The following is a 14,191-nucleotide window of genomic DNA, read 5'->3' on the forward strand; positions in this document are numbered from 1 at the left end:
GGCCGCGCCGCCACCTGCCGTCCAACTCGTTCCCGAGTCGGCGGCGTCGCTTCGCACAAGGACGTCAGAGCTCATGCCGCAGGCCCACCTCGACCTCGCCGCAGCCTTGATCAGACTCGGGAGAATCAAGCACGACGAAGCCGACCTCGACGTGGTGTTGGCCAACATCGCCCAGGTCGCCAAGGAGGCGATCCCCGGAGCCGTGGAGGTCTCGGTCACCCTGATCCAGGGCACCGAGGCGTGTACGGCCGCCTACACGGGCGAGCTGGCGTTGACGCTGGACGAGTGGCAGTACGCGCAGGGTCGCGGCCCGTGCCTGGACGCGGCGACGACCGGCACCGCCATGCTCGTGCCGGACATGACGGCGGAGAGCCGCTGGCCGGAGTGGGCGGCCCGGGCACACGAGGCGGGCGCGGCGAGTTCCCTGTCGATCGGCCTGCCGATCCAGGAGGCGATGGTCGGCGCGTTGAACCTCTACGGCGCCGTCCCGCGGGCGTTCGACGAGCAGATCGGGCTGGCGCAGACCCTCGCCGGCCACGCCGCCGTCGCGCTCGCCAACGTGCACCTCTACGCAAGCACCGCCACCCTGGCACAGCAGATGCGGGAGGCGATGCAGAGCCGCGCGGTGATCGAGCAGGCCAAGGGCATCATCATGGGCCAGCGCCGCTGCTCGGCGGAGGAGGCGTTCGCCATCCTGGCGCAGGTGTCGCAGGACTCCAACCGGAAGTTACGCGAGGTCGCCGAGTCGCTGGTCGACCGCGCGGTGAACGGGCCACGGGACTGACCGGGGAGCCAGGGTCAGCGCGGTACCTCGCGCCAGCCGGCGCCGCTGCCGCGCCACGCCCCGGCCAGGATGCTCGCCGAACCGCGGCTCGGGCACTCCTGGATCTTCGACCGGCCGGCGGCCCCGCCGATCTGCGCCTGCACCTCCCAGCGCTGCCCGTCGGTGCGGATGTAGACGTCGCGGCGCCCACGAGGGGCGCTCACCCCGTTCCACCAGTGCTCCTCGACCATCACGTGGTGACGGTATCTCAGCACCCGACCGGCCCGCACCTGCCGGTAGGCCCGATCCCCGGCTCAGCGGCCCGGTCGTTTCCCTCCCGGTGCGCGGGGTACGCGCCGAACATGCCCGAGGGCCACCTCATCCACCGGTACGCGCGGGAGCAGCACGATGCGCTCGCCGGGCGTGACGTCACCCTCTCCAGCCCGCAGGGCCGCTTCGACCCGGCCCCGTACGCGGACCGGCCGCTGCGATCCGTCGAGGCGGACGGCAAGCACCTGCTCTACCACTTCCCCGACGCGCCCGTCCTGCACGTCCACCTCGGCATGCGCGGCCTGTTCCTGCGCTACGACGACCCGGCCACGCCGCCCCGCCCGGGCACCCGGCTGCGGCTTGCCGGCCCGGCGGTGGCGTACGACCTCATCGCGCCCATCCGCTGCGAGCCGCTGCCGGCGGACGCGGAGCGCGCCCTGCGGGCCTCGCTCGGCCCGGACCCGCTGCGCGCCGACGCCGATCCGGCAGAGGCGGTCCGCCGGCTCACCGCGACCGGCGCGCCGGTGGGCGCGGCGCTGCTCGACCAGGCCGTCTGGGCCGGCATCGGCAACGCGTGGCGGGCCGAACTGCTCTTCCTGGCCGGGCTGGATCCGGACGCCCGGTCGGTCGGCGCCGCGGCGGCGGAGCGGCTGTGGCGTCTCGCCGTCGCCCACCTCGCGCTCGGCCGGGACCTGGGCCAGGTGGTCAGCGACCCGACCGCGCCGGACGAGCGGTGGGTCTACAAGCGGGAGCACTGCCGCCGCTGCGGCAGCCCGGTGCGGACCTGGCAGGTGGGCGGCCGGACCGCGTACGCCTGCCCGGTGGACCAGCCGGCCGGCTAATTCGGTTGGCGGCCGGCGCGCCGGTGGCTAGCCTCCCGCAAACGTCACTCCGACTGCCTGAAGTGGGTGTTTCCGGTGCCCGTGCCGAACGTTTGCCACCTCGTTCCGACGTCCGCACCCTCTTCCTGGAGTGACCGCATTGGATCTGCCACGTAGCTTCACCATCCGCGAGGGCGACCTCCGGATCCTCAACCCGTTCGACGACGCCAAGCTCGCCACGCTGGGCCGGGCGATCAAGCTCCGGCCCGGCGCGTCGATCCTCGACCTGTGCAGCGGCAAGGGCGAGCTGCTCTGCACCTGGGCCCGGGACCACGGCGTCACCGGCACCGGGGTGGACATCAGCACCGCCTTCACCGCCGCTGCCCGGGAGCGCGCCGCCGAGCTGGGCGTCGCCGACCGGGTCCGGTTCGTGCACGGTGACGCCGCGACCCACGTACCGGAGCAGCGCGTCGACCTGGCCGCCTGCGTCGGCGCGACCTGGATCGGCGGGGGTGTGCCCGGGACCCTGGAGATCCTGGAGCGCGGGCTGCGCCCCGGCGGGATGGTCCTGGTGGGCGAGCCGTACTGGCGGCGCGACCCGCCCGACGAGGAGACGGTGACCGGGTGTCACGCCCGCTCCCGGGACGAGTTTCGCGACCTGCCCGGGCTGGTCGGGCTCTTCGGTGCGTGCGGCTGGGACCTGGTCGAGATGGTCCTCGCCGACCAGGACAGCTGGGACCGGTACGCCGCCGCGCACTGGCTCAACCTGCGCCGCTGGCTGGACGCGAACCCCGACGACGACCTGGCCGGGGAACTGCGCCGGGAGCTGACCGAGGACCCGCTGCGGCACGTCCGCTACCAGCGCGAATACCTGGGCTGGGGCGTCTTCGCCCTGCTCCGTCGCTGAGTGGCCGGGCCGGCTCCCGACGTCGATCCGGGAGCCGGCCCGCACCGGCTTAGCGGACGGCTACGCAGGGTAAAGCGCTGTCCATGGGACAGCTGCGCACGTCGCCACCGCCGCCGCAGGCCACCGAGCTGGAGCAGTGGGTGCTCGACACGGCCGAGGAGCTGCGGGGCCTGCGGGCGTCGCTGCGCGAGGCGCTGACCCGGCACGGCCTGGTCCAGGGCGAGGACCTCGACGAGGTGCCCCACCTGGTGGTGCTCGTCGCCACCGAGCTGGCGACCAACGCGCTGCGGCACGGCCGGCCGCCGACGATCGTCACGCTGCTCGCGGCCGACGACTGCTTCCTGCTCGACGTGGCGGACCACGACCTCGGCACCGCCCCGGGGCAGGGTGACGTCCACCCGCTCGACTCGGGCGGCCGCGGGCTGATGCTGGCCGAGTCGGTCTCGCTCGCGGTCGGGTGGTACGCCACCGACGAGACCAAGAACATCTGGGCCTCGTTCCCCCGCTGACCCGTCACGAATCGCTTAACAAATTGTTCTCCACTTAATGTGAGCTGCTTTACACCGTCCGCAGTGGACGGCTCGTAGGAACAGATGCGCAAGCTCACGCGTCCCCTCGTCCTGGCCGGCATCGCCGGCGCCGTGCTGGCCCCGTCCATCGCCCATGCCGCGACCCCGGAGCCGGCCACCACGCTGCTGGGCACGTACGCCTTCGGCCCTGCCTCGGTCATCGGTGAGGCCGGCCGGACCGCCGGCGCCTGGGAGGCGTTCTCGGTGCGCTCGGGCTTCGCCGGCGACGACCTGATCGTCACCTACCGGCCCCGCACCGAGGCCGACCCGGTGGAGAAGCAGGTCTACATGTTCGTGCGCTGACGCCGCGGGCGTCGAATTCCTCTCCGGCATTCCGCCGACCCTGGCGAATTGCACCGTGAGATTGTTCCGAAGACCGGTTATTGGAACCCCGCCACCGGGTGCGGGACGTAGGGCGCCTCCAGGGCGGCCACCTCCTCGTCGGTCAGTTGCAACTCCAGCGCGGCCACCGCGTCGGTCAGGTGGTGCGGCTTGGTCGCACCCACGATCGGCGCGGTGACCGCCGGGTTGCGGGCCACCCAGGCCAACGCCACCTGCGCCCGGGACACTCCGCGCGCCGCCGCGATCCCGGCCACCGCGTCGACCACCGCCCGGTCGTTCTCCTCGGTACGCGCGTACAGCGCACGGCCGAACTCGTCGGTCTCCGCCCGCGCGGTGCGCTCCCCCCAGTCCCGGGTGAGCCGGCCCCGGGCCAACGGACTCCACGGGATCACCGCGACGCCCTGGTCGAGGCAGAGCGGCAGCATCTCCCGCTCCTCCTCGCGGTAGAGCAGGTTGTAGTGGTTCTGCATGGAGACGAACCGGGTCCAGCCGTGCCGCTCGGCGGCCCAGAGCGCCTTCGCGAACTGCCACGCGTACATCGAGGAGGCGCCGAGGTAGCGCACCTTGCCGGCCCGGACCAGGTCGTGCAGGGCCTCCAGGGTCTCCTCGATCGGCGTGGTCGGGTCGAGCCGGTGGATCTGGTAGAGGTCGACGTAGTCGGTGCCCAGCCGGCGCAGGCTCGCGTCGATCTCGCTCATGATGTGCTTGCGGGACAGCCCGCCACGGTTCGGCCCGGCGCCCATCCGGCCGTGCACCTTGGTGGCGATCACCACCTCGTCGCGGCGGGCGAAGTCCTTCAGCGCCCGGCCGACGATCTCCTCGCTGGTGCCGTCGGAGTAGACGTTGGCGGTGTCGAAGAAGGTGACCCCCAGCTCCAGCGCCTGCTGGATGAAGGGGCGGCTCTCCTGCTCCGACAGCGACCAGGGATGCCCGCCGCGGCTCGGCTCGCCGTAGCTCATGCAGCCCAGGCAGAGCCGGGACACCTCCAGGCCGGTGGATCCGAACTTCACATACTCCATGCGGTCCATCTCACCACCGGCGGGCGCGCGGCGCAGGAAGCGGCTCAGTCGCCGTCGTCGTCGCCGTGCCCGGCGGTCGCCGCCGGGGTGTCGCCCCAGACAGCCTTCGCGCCGGAGTCGCCGACGCGGTAGACCTGCACCAGGTTCGCCGCCGCGACGACCACGGCCAGCACCGCGACCACCACGCCGGCCGCGCCCTGGCCAGAGGTACGCGGGCGTTCCGTCCCGCCCTCGGCCGGCCGGCCGGACCGGCGGTGCAGCCAGACCAGCGCGACCGCGGCGACCAGCAGCGGCAGCGCGAACCAGATCAGGGTGTCCCCCAGCTCGGCGTGCCGGCCCGGGTCACCGACCCGGCGCTCCAGGCCCTCGCCGCTCTGGGTGGCGAGCGGGACCGCGGCGGCGGCCAGCGCGGCGATCAGCACGACGAGCACGCCGAAGCGGCCCCGCCAGGAGGGGCGGACGGCCAGCGCGACCACGCCGAGCGCGGCCAGCGGCAGGAGGACCACGACGACGTGCACCACGAGCGGGTGCACCGGTAGTCCGTTGACGGTGTCGGGCACGGTCTCTCCTCGACGATCGGGGGCGTTCACTGTCCGGCCCCACAGTGCCCAGCGTTTCTTGAGAAGTTCTTGCGGCGGGTTCAGGCTGCCGGCAGGAGCAGTGTGACGGTGGCGCCCCGCCCCGGCGCGCCGGCTACCTCGACCGTGCCGCGGTGCGCCCGCGCCACGTGCTGCACCAACGCCAGGCCCAGCCCGAACCGGCGGCCGGTTCCGGCCGTGCCGTGGGCGAAGCGGTCGAAGAGCCGGTCCGCCTCGGCCGGATCCAGCCCCACCCCGTCGTCGGCGACCTCGGCGGCCACGCGGCCGTCGCGGCGGGTCACGGTCACCGTGACGTGGCCGCCGTCGGTCGTGTGCCCGACGCCGTTGTCCACCAGCGCGGTCAGCGCCCGGCGCAGGGCCGTACGGGCGCCCCGGACCCGGGCCGGCCCGGCCGCCTCGGCCCGCAGCTCGACCTGGTGCTCCTGCGCGTACGCGGACATGCTCTCCACCACCTCGCGTGCCACCTCGGCCAGGTCCACCTCGGTGTCCGGCAGCGGCTGGTGCTCGGCGGCGGCCGACACCAGCAGGTCCTCAACCACCTCGCCGAGCGCCCGGGTGTCCGTCACGAGCTGGTCGAGCTGGTCGGTGAGCCGGTCCGCCGGCTGGTTCCGCGCCCGGCGGGCCAGCAGCTGCGCTCGCGTGTGCAGCACGGTCAGCGGGGTGCGCAGTTCGTGCGAGGCGTCGGCGACGAAGCGGCGTTGCAGGGCCAGCGCGGTGGCCAGCGGCGCGACCGCCCGCCGCGCCAGCAACGCGGCGGCGACCAGCGCGCCGGCCAGGCCGGCCAGCTCGGCCACGAGCAGCGCCACGGCGAGCTGGCTCTGCCGCTGGCGCAGCGGCGCGAGATCGGCGGCGACCGCCCAGCGGCTGCCGTCCGCCCGTCGGGCGACCAGCACCCGGAACCGCTGGTCGTCCCCGGTGTCGGTTTCGTACCGGCCGGGCGGTCGCCCGATCGCGCCGTCCAGGAAACGGACCAGCTCCGGAGACGCGCTCTCGGTCACCTCCGTCGCGGCCGTGCCGGGGCGCTGCCGGGCCAGGACCTGCCCGGGCGGCGGGTCGTCGACGTCCTCGGCAGCTGCCAGCACCGCGGCCAGCCCGACGTCGAGCGCCCGGGACTCCTGGCGGCTGGTGAGCACGAACATCAGCGCGCCGACCAGCAGCAGGACGATCCCGATCACCCCGGCCGTCTGGGCCACGCTGATTCGCCGGGCGCGGTCCAGCCGGGCCTCGTCCACGCCGCTGCCCGCCTCAGCCCGGCCCGAGCCGGTAGCCCAGGCCGTGCACCGTACGGACGGCGTCCCGGCCCAGCTTGCGGCGCAGGTGGTGCACGCAGGCATCGACGGTGCCCGGCGCGTCGGCGTTGTCGAAGACGGCGCTGAGCAGCTCGGCCCGGGTGAACACCTTCGTCGGCCGGCCGGCGAGGGCGTGCAGCACGCCGAACTCGCGGCCGGAGAGCGGGATCTCTCCGGCGCCGTCGAGCACCCGGCGGTTGTCGACGTCCAGCCGGCGCCGCCCGAGCGGCAGCCAGCCCGCCACCTCCGGGTGCCGGCGGCGCAGCGCCCGGAGCCGGGCCAGCAGCTCGGCCACCTCGAACGGCTTGACCAGGTAGTCCTCCGCGCCCGCGTCCAGCCCCTCCACCCGGTCGTCGACCGATCCCCGCGCGGTCAGCAGCAGCACCGGGCAGGTCACACCGCGAGCGCGCAGCCGGGCGACCAGCGCCAACCCGTCCAGCGCCGGCAGCCCCCGGTCGACCACCATGAGCTGGTAGCCGCGGGTCAGCGCGTGGTGCAGGCCGCTGTGCCCGTCGCCGGCCACGTCGACCTCGTATCCCTCCTCGGCGAGCAGGCCGGCGAGCAGGCCGGTCAGGGCACGGTCGTCCTCGACCAGCAGCAGGCGGGGGCGGACGGTCTCCACCCGCCCAGTATTCACCCTTCTGTGACCACTCCAGCGCGGCGTGTCAGTCCTCCGCGGGGATCGGGTCGTCGTACTGGCCCGAGGGGCCGCTGTGGAGCGCGCCGTCCACCCGGGGCCAGGCGTTCGGGGTGCAGCCGTGCAGGCCGAGCGTCTGCTGTTCCATCACCGGCGCCGGGCCGCCGGCCCGGGGGCAGAGTTCGTGGCCCCGGCCGAGCCGGTGCCCCACCTCGTGGTTGAGCAGGTACTGCCGGTAGAGGCCCAGGTCGGGGAACTGCGGCACGCCGTGCACCCAGCGGGCCACGTTGATCACGACCTGGTCGCCGTTGCGGCAGGAGGTGTAGTGGTCGGTGGTGTCGGCACAGAGCCGGCCCCGGGTCATCGGCGTGGTCAGCAGCACCGTGAAGTCGGCGGGACCGTCGCGCCCCACCCGTTGCAGCCGCCACCGGCCGCCACCGGTCCAGCCGCGCGGATCGGCAAGCGTCACGGCCACCTCCCGGGCGAACCGCTCCACGTCCACGTTGTCGATGCCGCCCTCCACGGCGACCCGGTAGCGGAGCAGCTCACCGCCGCGGCCGGCCACCGCGCCGGCGCCGCTGGCGGTGCGGAACCGGCCCGTACCCCGGTCCGGATAGCCGATGCCCGGCGGCACCCGGCCGGCGGCCGGCACCGGCGGCGCGGCGGGCGTGGCCACCGCCGGGCGGGCGGGCCCGGCGGCCGGCGCGGCGGGCCGCACACCGGCCGCGACCAGCAGGTCCGGGTGACGCCGGGCCGCGTACCCGGCGAGGCCCGCCGCGACCAGCAGCACCACCAGCATCAGGACGCCGGCGCGGGACGCCCGCCGTCGGCGGTGCAGACCCCGGTCCCGCCTGCCCCGCCCGCCCACGTCGCTCTCCGTCCGTCGCGCCCGCCCCGATCCGGTCAGGAGTACGGACGCCGGGCCCGGACGGATGAACGGTGAGCGCGGTCACCGGTCGGGGCGGCGCCCGCGCCGGTACCGTTCGGTCCCGGGTGCGCGACCCGCCACCTGCCGCCAGAGAGGGAGCCACCCGTGCCGGATGCCGACCAGGTGCTCGCCGACGCCCTCGCGGCGGCCCGCGGCACCGACGTGCGCGCGGCCGAGCGGGCCCTGGACCGGCTGGTCGTCGGCGACCCGCCGGCCGTGGACGCGGCGCTCCTCACCCGGCTGACCCGCGGCGTGGCGCGGCTCTGGTCGCGCGGCTGGCAGCCCGCGGACCTGGAGCGGATCGCCACCCGCCGGCTGACCCCGCGGGGCGCTCGGCTGCTCCGGGACGTGCTGGCCGCCCAGCGGCACGCGATGCCCGACCCGGTCCCCTCCTGGTTCGACGGCCAGCTCGCCGAGCTGGGCGCGCGGTGGGACGGCGACCCGGGCTGGCTGGACCGGCGCGCCGAGGGCGACCGGATCAGCGCGCTGCGGGACGCCGTCGACGCGCTCGCCCTGGTGGCGGGGCTGCCACCGATCGCGGTGCTCCGCCCGCCACCCGGAGGACCGGCCGCCGCCGCGCGCCCGACCGCCCCGGCCAGCGGCTCGCGGATGCTGGACCGGGTACGCGCGCTGCTGGCCAAGGCTGAGTCGACCACCTTCCCCGCCGAGGCGGAGGCGCTCACCGGCAAGGCGCAGGAGCTGATGGCCCGGCACAGCATCGACGCCGCCCTGCTCGACGCCGCCGCCGAGCGCCCCGACCGGCCCGGTGGCGTCCGGCTCGGCACCGACGCCCCGTACGCCGCGGCGAAGGCGCTGCTCATTCAGGAGGTGGCGGCGGCCAACCGCTGCGAGTCCATCTGGTCCGACGACCTCGGCTTCGCCACCGTGCTCGGCTTCCCGGCCGACCTGGCCGCCGTCGAGCTGCTGCACACCTCGCTGCTGGTGCAGGCCACCGCCGCGATGCTGCGCGGCCGGGGCGAACGCCGCACGGGCAGCGGCCGGCGCACCAAGGGCTACGACGAGTCGTTCCTCAACGCGTTCGCGCTGCGGATCGGGGAGCGCCTGCGGGCGGCCACCGCGACGGCGGCGGAGGAACGGGCCGACGACCGGCTGCTCCCGGTGCTCGCCGCCCGCTCGGACGCCGTCCGGGAGCGGGTCGACCAGCTCTTCCCCGGGGTCACGCGGCACCGGCTCCAGGTCCGCGACGCGGAGGGCTGGACCTCGGGCACCACGGCCGCGGACCGCGCCTCCCTCGACGCCGGCGCCCCGGCGCGCCGCCCCTTGCGCGGCGGCCGCTGACTTTTCCTCGGGGAAGATGTCGGATCAGGCGAGCCGGCTCCGACCCGTCTGCGAGAGGCGCCACCGCCGGTGGCCCCGACCCGAGGAGTACACCGTGAAGTACATGCTGCTGATCTGGAACCGGCCCGGCTTCGTCGAGGAGCTGTCCGAGGAGGAGCGGAACGCGATCTTCGGCGAGGTCGACGTGATCATGAAGGAGCTGACCGAGTCCGGCGAACTGGTCGGCGGTGAGGCGCTGGCCCACCCGGCGCAGACCCGTACCGTCCGGCCCGCCGCCGGGGGCGGCACCGAGGTCACCGACGGGCCGTTCCTGGAGAGCAAGGAGCAGTTCGCCGGCTACCTCACGGTCGACTGCGAGACCCCCGAACGGGCCGCCGAGATCGCCGCGCGCTGGCCGGACGTCGCGCGCGGCGTCGGCGTGCTGGAGGTGCGGCCGGTGATGGAGCAGTCCGGGACGGAGATGTGACCGACCGGGCGGTCGAGGACCTGCTGCGCGCCCTCGCGCCGCAGGTCCTCGGCGTGCTCGTCCGCCGGCACGGCCAGTTCTACGCCTGCGAGGACGCCGTCCAGGAGGCGCTGCTCGCCGCCGCGACCCAGTGGCCGGCGCAGGGCGTACCCGACCACCCCCGCTCGTGGCTGGTCACCGTGGCGACCCGCCGGCTCACCGACGAGTGGCGCAGCGAACGGGCCCGCCGGGACCGCGAGGTCGCCGTGGCGGTCCGGGAACCGGCGTACGCGGCGGTCGCCCCGGCCGCCGACGAGGAGCCGCCGAGCGGGGACGACACGCTGAAGCTGCTCTTCCTCTGCTGCCATCCCGCGCTCACGGTCAGCGCGCAGGTGGCGCTCACGCTGCGGGCGGTCGGCGGGTTGAGCACCGTCGAGATCGCCCGGGCGTACCTGGTGCCCGAGGCCACGATGAGCCAGCGGATCCGCCGGGCCAAGCAGCGGATCGAGGCTGCCGGAGCCCGGTTCGCCATGCCCTCGGCGGCCGACCGCGACGCCCGGCTGGGCGCCGTGCTGCACGTCCTCTACCTGGTCTTCAACGAGGGGTACACCGCGTCCAGCGGGGCCGAGCTGCACCGGGCCGAGCTGACCGGCGAGGCGATCCGGCTGGCCCGGGAGCTGCGCCGGCTGCTCCCCGACGACGGTGAGGTGGCCGGGCTGCTGGCCCTCATGCTGCTCACCGACGCGCACCGGGGTGCGCGTACCGGCCCGGGCGGTGAGCTGGTGCCGCTGGCCGAACAGGACCGCAGCCGCTGGGACCGGGCCGGGATCGCCGAGGGCGTCGCCCTGGTGACCGAGGCGCTGACCTGGTCGGCGCCGGGCCCCTACCAGGTGCAGGCCGCCATCGCGGCGGTGCACGCCGAGGCGCCCACCGCGGCCGACACCGACTGGCCGCAGATCGTCGCGCTCTACCGGGTGCTGGCCCGGCTCGCGCCGAACCCGATGGTCACCCTCAACCAGGCTGCCGCGGTGGCCATGGTCGACGGCCCCCGGGCCGGGCTCGCCCTGCTGGCGCCGCTGGACACCGACGAGCGGACCGCCGGCCACCACCGGCTCGCCGCCGTCCGCGCCCACCTCCTCGAACTGGCCGGCGACCGGGACGGCGCGCGGGAGGCCTACCTGGCCGCCGCCCGCGCCACCATCAGCCTGCCCGAGCGGCACTACCTGGAGGTACGCGCCGGCCGGCTGGCCGGCGACCGATGAGTTACGCCGACCGGGAGAGTCCACCTGGCATGGGAGAGGTCACGAGTCAACTGTCGGTGTCGCTGGACGGGTACGTCGCGGCGCCGGGGCAGAGCCGGCAGGACCCGCTGGGCCGGGGCGGCCTGCGGCTGCACGAGTGGTTGTTCGCCAGCGAGAGCTGGCGCGAGCGGCACGGGCTGGCCGGCGGGGAACGGAACGTCGACGCCGAGGTGGTCGACGAGGTCACGGCGGGCGTCGGCGCGTACGTGATGGGGCGCCGCATGTTCGGCGGCGGCGAGGGCGGGTGGGACCTGGACTGGACCGGCTGGTGGGGTGACGAGCCGCCGTGGCGGGTGCCGGTCTTCGTGCTGACCCACCACCCGCGCGAGCCGCTGGTGATGCGGGGCGGGACGGAGTTCCACTTCGTCACCGACGGCGTCGGGGCGGCGCTGGCGCGGGCGCGCGCGGCGGCCGGCGATCTCGACGTGGCCGTGGCGGGCGGGGGCGGGACGGTGCGCCAGTGTCTGGCCGCAGGGCTGCTCGACTCGCTCTGGCTGCACGTGGTGCCGATCGTCCTGGGCGGCGGCACACCACTCTTCGACGGCCCTCTCGACGTGACGTGGGAACCGGTGAAGGTTGTCCCGGCCCCCACGGTCACGCACATCCGGTACCGGGTGCGGCGCTGACCCTCGGATCAGAACAGGCGCCCCCGGTACGGGTGGGGCCGCCCCCACCGCTCCTCCCACTGCACCAGCTCGGCCTGCCAGCCGGGCAGGTCGGGCCGGTACTCACGGATGAGATCGGGGTTCTCCGGGCGGCTCACCAGGAACCGCCAGTACGCCTCGACCGCCTCGCGCACCTCGTCGAGCGGGTACCGGCCGCCCTCGCCCGGGACCCACTCGTTCTGGAACTCGACGCCGCCGGCGGTGAAGCGGACCTCGTACTTGTCGCTGTCCCACTCGTCCTCGAGCGGCCGGCCGTGCGACACGTCGTCGACCATCGCGAGGGCGTCGAGGCAGACCGACTGGTAGACCGAGATGTCGGTGATCAGCCAGGCGCCGAGCGCCCGGTAGCGCTGATCCGTCACCTCGAACAACGGCAGGCGAAACTCGTCGAGCGAGAAGGTGATGAACGCCAACAGAGGTCCTTCGGATCAGGGGACGACCGGCCATCCGTGCGTGAAGCCGCCCGAGCCATTGTAGAAACCCTCGATCACGAGGTCCTTGTACTTACCACGCCACATCTGCGTGCCCGGCACCGGCCTCGCGCCCTGGAAGGCGCCGCTGATGGCATTGTCCACCTGGGCGGGCGTCCAGTCGTCGGGGAAGAAGGAACTCTCCCCGCCGTTGCCCTTCTTCGGCTTCCAGGCGCCGTGCGGCGGGTTCATCGTCGGGTCGAAGAACTCGGGCTTGGCCCGGTACGCCCCGGTCTTCGGATCCCGGACGACGGTGCCCGGCTGCAGCCTGCGGCCGGGGAAGTCCTCACCCCCGGGCCGGTAGTGGTAGCCGGACCCCTTGGGCATGCCCGGCTTCACATGGCCACCGAAGACATGTTCGGTGAAGTGCGGGTTCATCCGGTCGGGCCGGTTGCGCGTCTTGGTGCGCTTGAGAAAACGCAACGCGGCCCGCATCAACCGGCCGCCGGCCTTGCCTCCGCTCATGCCACGTCACCCGTCGAGGAGTTTCCAGAGCACCTCTTGGACGAGGTTGCCGACGATGGTCCGGGCCAACTGCTGGAAGATCGGGATCTCCAGGAGCGAGGCGCCGAAGGTGACCGCCGCCGTGGCGATGGCCTGGGCGATCTGGATGGCGAGAATGACCAGCTGCACGATTACGGCGATCTTCAGGGCGAGCACGATGGCCCCGCAGATGATCAGCCCGGTGCCGGTGAGCACGGCCGCGGTCACCCCGTCGCGGAGGCTGTCGGCGGGGCTGTCCTCCCGGTTCCACCAGGACTGGAAGGCCGTGATGTCCTGGCCGGTGTGGCTGGACCAGACGGCGGTGGCCCCGGTGTTCGCCTCGGCCACGACGCCGGACAGGGTGCCGGAGAAGCCGATCCAGGCGTTGCCCATCTCGAAGAGCTTGACCTCGTCCGCTTCGGGCCAGGTGTAGCCGAGGATGCCGAGCAGCGAGCGCAGCTCGCCGGGTAGCTCCAGACCCACCGTCAGCCTCCCAGCGCCTGTCGCAGCCCGTCGAAGCCCTGCGTGATGGAGGCTTCGATCTCGGCGTAGCGGGCGGCCATGCCGGTGAGGTCGGTGCCGGCGGCGGCGATCTCCTGGAGCGCGGTGTCGAAGCACTCGAAGGCGAACGCGGAGACCTCGTCGTGGGCGGCGCCGATCAGCGAACCGATGTCGTCGGAGCCCCAGGGCCGGCCGAAGGCGGCCAGCTCGGCCTGGAACGCCGTCAGGGCCTCGCTGAAGCGGGTGGCCACGTCGCCCAGCGCGCGACCGGAGCCGTCCAGCCCGTCCGGGTCGACCTCGATCGCCATCAGCGGCCGCCCTGGCCGGACAGCCGGTCCTGGGCCTGGACCAGCGCGTCGGTGAAGGTGGTGAGCTGCCGGCCGGCGTCCTCCTGGATCCGGCGCAGTTGCTCGCCGAGGGAGCCCAGGTCGACCTGGCCCGGGACGGCGGCGGTCGCCTTCTCCTGCAGGTCGGCGAGCGCGGCGTTGACCGCCGTGGCGATCTCCTCGGCCAGGGACTCGCTGGGCAGCCGCATCGCCCGGGGGTCGAGCGTCAACGCGGTGATCCGCCCGGGCGTGCCGGCGGTCACCCGGACCAGGCCGTCGGCCGCCTCGCCGACTCCCTCGGGCGGCGGGGGCGTCTCGCCGGCGGCGCCGGCGGTGAACCGCCCCAGCGCGGACATGGTCTCGGACAGCACGCGGCCGAGGCCGGATGGATCGACGGGTTGGGCCATGGGCGTAGCTCCTCCGGGGTCGAGGTCCCCCCGCATGCTACGCAGTTCGCGCCAACCGGAGTGACCCCCGGTGAGCGACTGTGGACGATCCGATGTGGAGCTGAGCGCGCCGTGGGCCCGGCCGGCAGCGCTGCCGGCCGGGCCCACGAA

At 74.5% G+C, this 14,191-nt stretch carries 20 protein-coding genes; 9 read left to right on the forward strand and 11 right to left on the reverse strand.

The annotated features are described in order from the left end of the window. Nucleotides 1–73: 73 nt before the first annotated feature. Nucleotides 74–784, forward strand: coding sequence for a GAF and ANTAR domain-containing protein (locus NFX44_RS32525; protein ID WP_262287439.1), 711 nt, complete (start codon nt 74–76; stop codon nt 782–784). A gap of 14 nt (nt 785–798) precedes the next feature. On the opposite strand, the gene NFX44_RS32530 is transcribed toward NFX44_RS32525, so the two are convergent. Next, nucleotides 799–1,014, reverse strand: a complete 216-nt coding sequence (locus NFX44_RS32530) for a hypothetical protein (RefSeq protein WP_262287456.1) — start codon at nt 1,012–1,014, stop codon at nt 799–801. Between the two features lie 111 nt (nt 1,015–1,125). Between NFX44_RS32530 and NFX44_RS32535 the strand changes: the two genes are divergently transcribed. The 4 genes from NFX44_RS32535 to NFX44_RS32550 all read left to right on the forward strand — a co-directional run bounded on the left by NFX44_RS32535 (nt 1,126) and on the right by NFX44_RS32550 (nt 3,633). Next, the gene (locus NFX44_RS32535) at nt 1,126–1,875 is read left to right on the forward strand and encodes an Fpg/Nei family DNA glycosylase (RefSeq protein WP_262287440.1); all 750 of its coding nucleotides are present in this window, start codon (nt 1,126–1,128) and stop codon (nt 1,873–1,875) included. A gap of 130 nt (nt 1,876–2,005) precedes the next feature. Continuing rightward, complete coding sequence (locus tag NFX44_RS32540; RefSeq protein ID WP_262287441.1) at nt 2,006–2,761, forward strand: cyclopropane-fatty-acyl-phospholipid synthase family protein; 756 nt, start codon at nt 2,006–2,008, stop codon at nt 2,759–2,761. An 83-nt stretch (nt 2,762–2,844) separates the two neighbouring features. Beyond that, nucleotides 2,845–3,270, forward strand: a complete 426-nt coding sequence (locus NFX44_RS32545; protein ID WP_262287442.1) for an ATP-binding protein — start codon at nt 2,845–2,847, stop codon at nt 3,268–3,270. A gap of 84 nt (nt 3,271–3,354) precedes the next feature. Beyond that, nucleotides 3,355–3,633 carry a hypothetical protein gene (locus NFX44_RS32550; protein WP_262287443.1) on the forward strand — a complete coding sequence of 93 codons (279 nt, stop codon included), beginning with the start codon at nt 3,355–3,357 and terminating at the stop codon, nt 3,631–3,633. A 77-nt stretch (nt 3,634–3,710) separates the two neighbouring features. Here the strand turns inward: NFX44_RS32550 and NFX44_RS32555 are convergent, their stop codons facing one another. From NFX44_RS32555 to NFX44_RS32575, 5 genes are all read right to left on the reverse strand, one after another. After that, on the reverse strand, nt 3,711–4,691 hold the full coding sequence (locus tag NFX44_RS32555) for an aldo/keto reductase (protein ID WP_262287444.1): 981 nt from the start codon (nt 4,689–4,691) through the stop codon (nt 3,711–3,713). Between the two features lie 44 nt (nt 4,692–4,735). Next, the gene (locus tag NFX44_RS32560) at nt 4,736–5,251 is read right to left on the reverse strand and encodes a DUF2231 domain-containing protein (protein WP_262287445.1); all 516 of its coding nucleotides are present in this window, start codon (nt 5,249–5,251) and stop codon (nt 4,736–4,738) included. 80 nt (nt 5,252–5,331) lie between these two features. Then, nucleotides 5,332–6,522: a cell wall metabolism sensor histidine kinase WalK gene (locus tag NFX44_RS32565; RefSeq protein ID WP_262287446.1), complete on the reverse strand. Its 1,191-nt coding sequence runs from the start codon at nt 6,520–6,522 to the stop codon at nt 5,332–5,334. A 13-nt stretch (nt 6,523–6,535) separates the two neighbouring features. Further along, on the reverse strand, nt 6,536–7,201 hold the full coding sequence (locus tag NFX44_RS32570) for a response regulator transcription factor (protein WP_262287447.1): 666 nt from the start codon (nt 7,199–7,201) through the stop codon (nt 6,536–6,538). 43 nt (nt 7,202–7,244) lie between these two features. Next, complete coding sequence (locus NFX44_RS32575) at nt 7,245–8,015, reverse strand: DUF3152 domain-containing protein (RefSeq protein ID WP_262287457.1); 771 nt, start codon at nt 8,013–8,015, stop codon at nt 7,245–7,247. Nucleotides 8,016–8,249: 234 nt separating this feature from the next. Here NFX44_RS32575 and NFX44_RS32580 point away from each other — a divergent pair, with 234 nt between their 5' ends. From NFX44_RS32580 to NFX44_RS32595, 4 genes are all read left to right on the forward strand, one after another. Further along, nucleotides 8,250–9,443, forward strand: coding sequence for a DUF2786 domain-containing protein (locus tag NFX44_RS32580; protein WP_262287448.1), 1,194 nt, complete (start codon nt 8,250–8,252; stop codon nt 9,441–9,443). Between the two features lie 103 nt (nt 9,444–9,546). Further along, nucleotides 9,547–9,909 (forward strand): YciI family protein, encoded by a 363-nt coding sequence (locus NFX44_RS32585; RefSeq protein ID WP_262287458.1) that lies wholly within the window; start codon nt 9,547–9,549, stop codon nt 9,907–9,909. Then, nucleotides 9,906–11,150 carry an RNA polymerase sigma factor gene (locus tag NFX44_RS32590; RefSeq protein ID WP_262287449.1) on the forward strand — a complete coding sequence of 415 codons (1,245 nt, stop codon included), beginning with the start codon at nt 9,906–9,908 and terminating at the stop codon, nt 11,148–11,150. Before NFX44_RS32585 ends, NFX44_RS32590 begins: the two co-directional genes overlap by 4 nt. 29 nt (nt 11,151–11,179) lie before the next feature. Continuing rightward, complete coding sequence (locus NFX44_RS32595; protein WP_262287450.1) at nt 11,180–11,815, forward strand: dihydrofolate reductase family protein; 636 nt, start codon at nt 11,180–11,182, stop codon at nt 11,813–11,815. Nucleotides 11,816–11,823: 8 nt separating this feature from the next. Here NFX44_RS32595 and NFX44_RS32600 read toward each other — a convergent pair whose 3' ends face one another. Genes NFX44_RS32600 through NFX44_RS32620 form a run of 5 tightly spaced genes read right to left on the reverse strand, consistent with a single transcriptional unit; the run spans nt 11,824 to nt 14,041 of the window. After that, nucleotides 11,824–12,267, reverse strand: a complete 444-nt coding sequence (locus tag NFX44_RS32600; protein ID WP_262287451.1) for a hypothetical protein — start codon at nt 12,265–12,267, stop codon at nt 11,824–11,826. 15 nt (nt 12,268–12,282) lie between these two features. Then, the gene (locus tag NFX44_RS32605; protein ID WP_262287452.1) at nt 12,283–12,789 is read right to left on the reverse strand and encodes an EndoU domain-containing protein; all 507 of its coding nucleotides are present in this window, start codon (nt 12,787–12,789) and stop codon (nt 12,283–12,285) included. Nucleotides 12,790–12,795: 6 nt separating this feature from the next. Next, nucleotides 12,796–13,290, reverse strand: a complete 495-nt coding sequence (locus NFX44_RS32610) for a hypothetical protein (protein WP_262287453.1) — start codon at nt 13,288–13,290, stop codon at nt 12,796–12,798. A gap of 2 nt (nt 13,291–13,292) precedes the next feature. Then, the gene (locus tag NFX44_RS32615; protein ID WP_262287454.1) at nt 13,293–13,616 is read right to left on the reverse strand and encodes a hypothetical protein; all 324 of its coding nucleotides are present in this window, start codon (nt 13,614–13,616) and stop codon (nt 13,293–13,295) included. Next, nucleotides 13,616–14,041: a YbaB/EbfC family nucleoid-associated protein gene (locus NFX44_RS32620; RefSeq protein WP_262287455.1), complete on the reverse strand. Its 426-nt coding sequence runs from the start codon at nt 14,039–14,041 to the stop codon at nt 13,616–13,618. The genes NFX44_RS32615 and NFX44_RS32620 overlap by 1 nt, the downstream gene beginning before the upstream one ends. Between the last annotated feature and the right edge of the window lie 150 nt (nt 14,042–14,191).

The organism is Micromonospora sp. MA102 (assembly GCF_025460765.1).
Classification (GTDB): domain Bacteria; phylum Actinomycetota; class Actinomycetes; order Mycobacteriales; family Micromonosporaceae; genus Micromonospora; species Micromonospora halotolerans.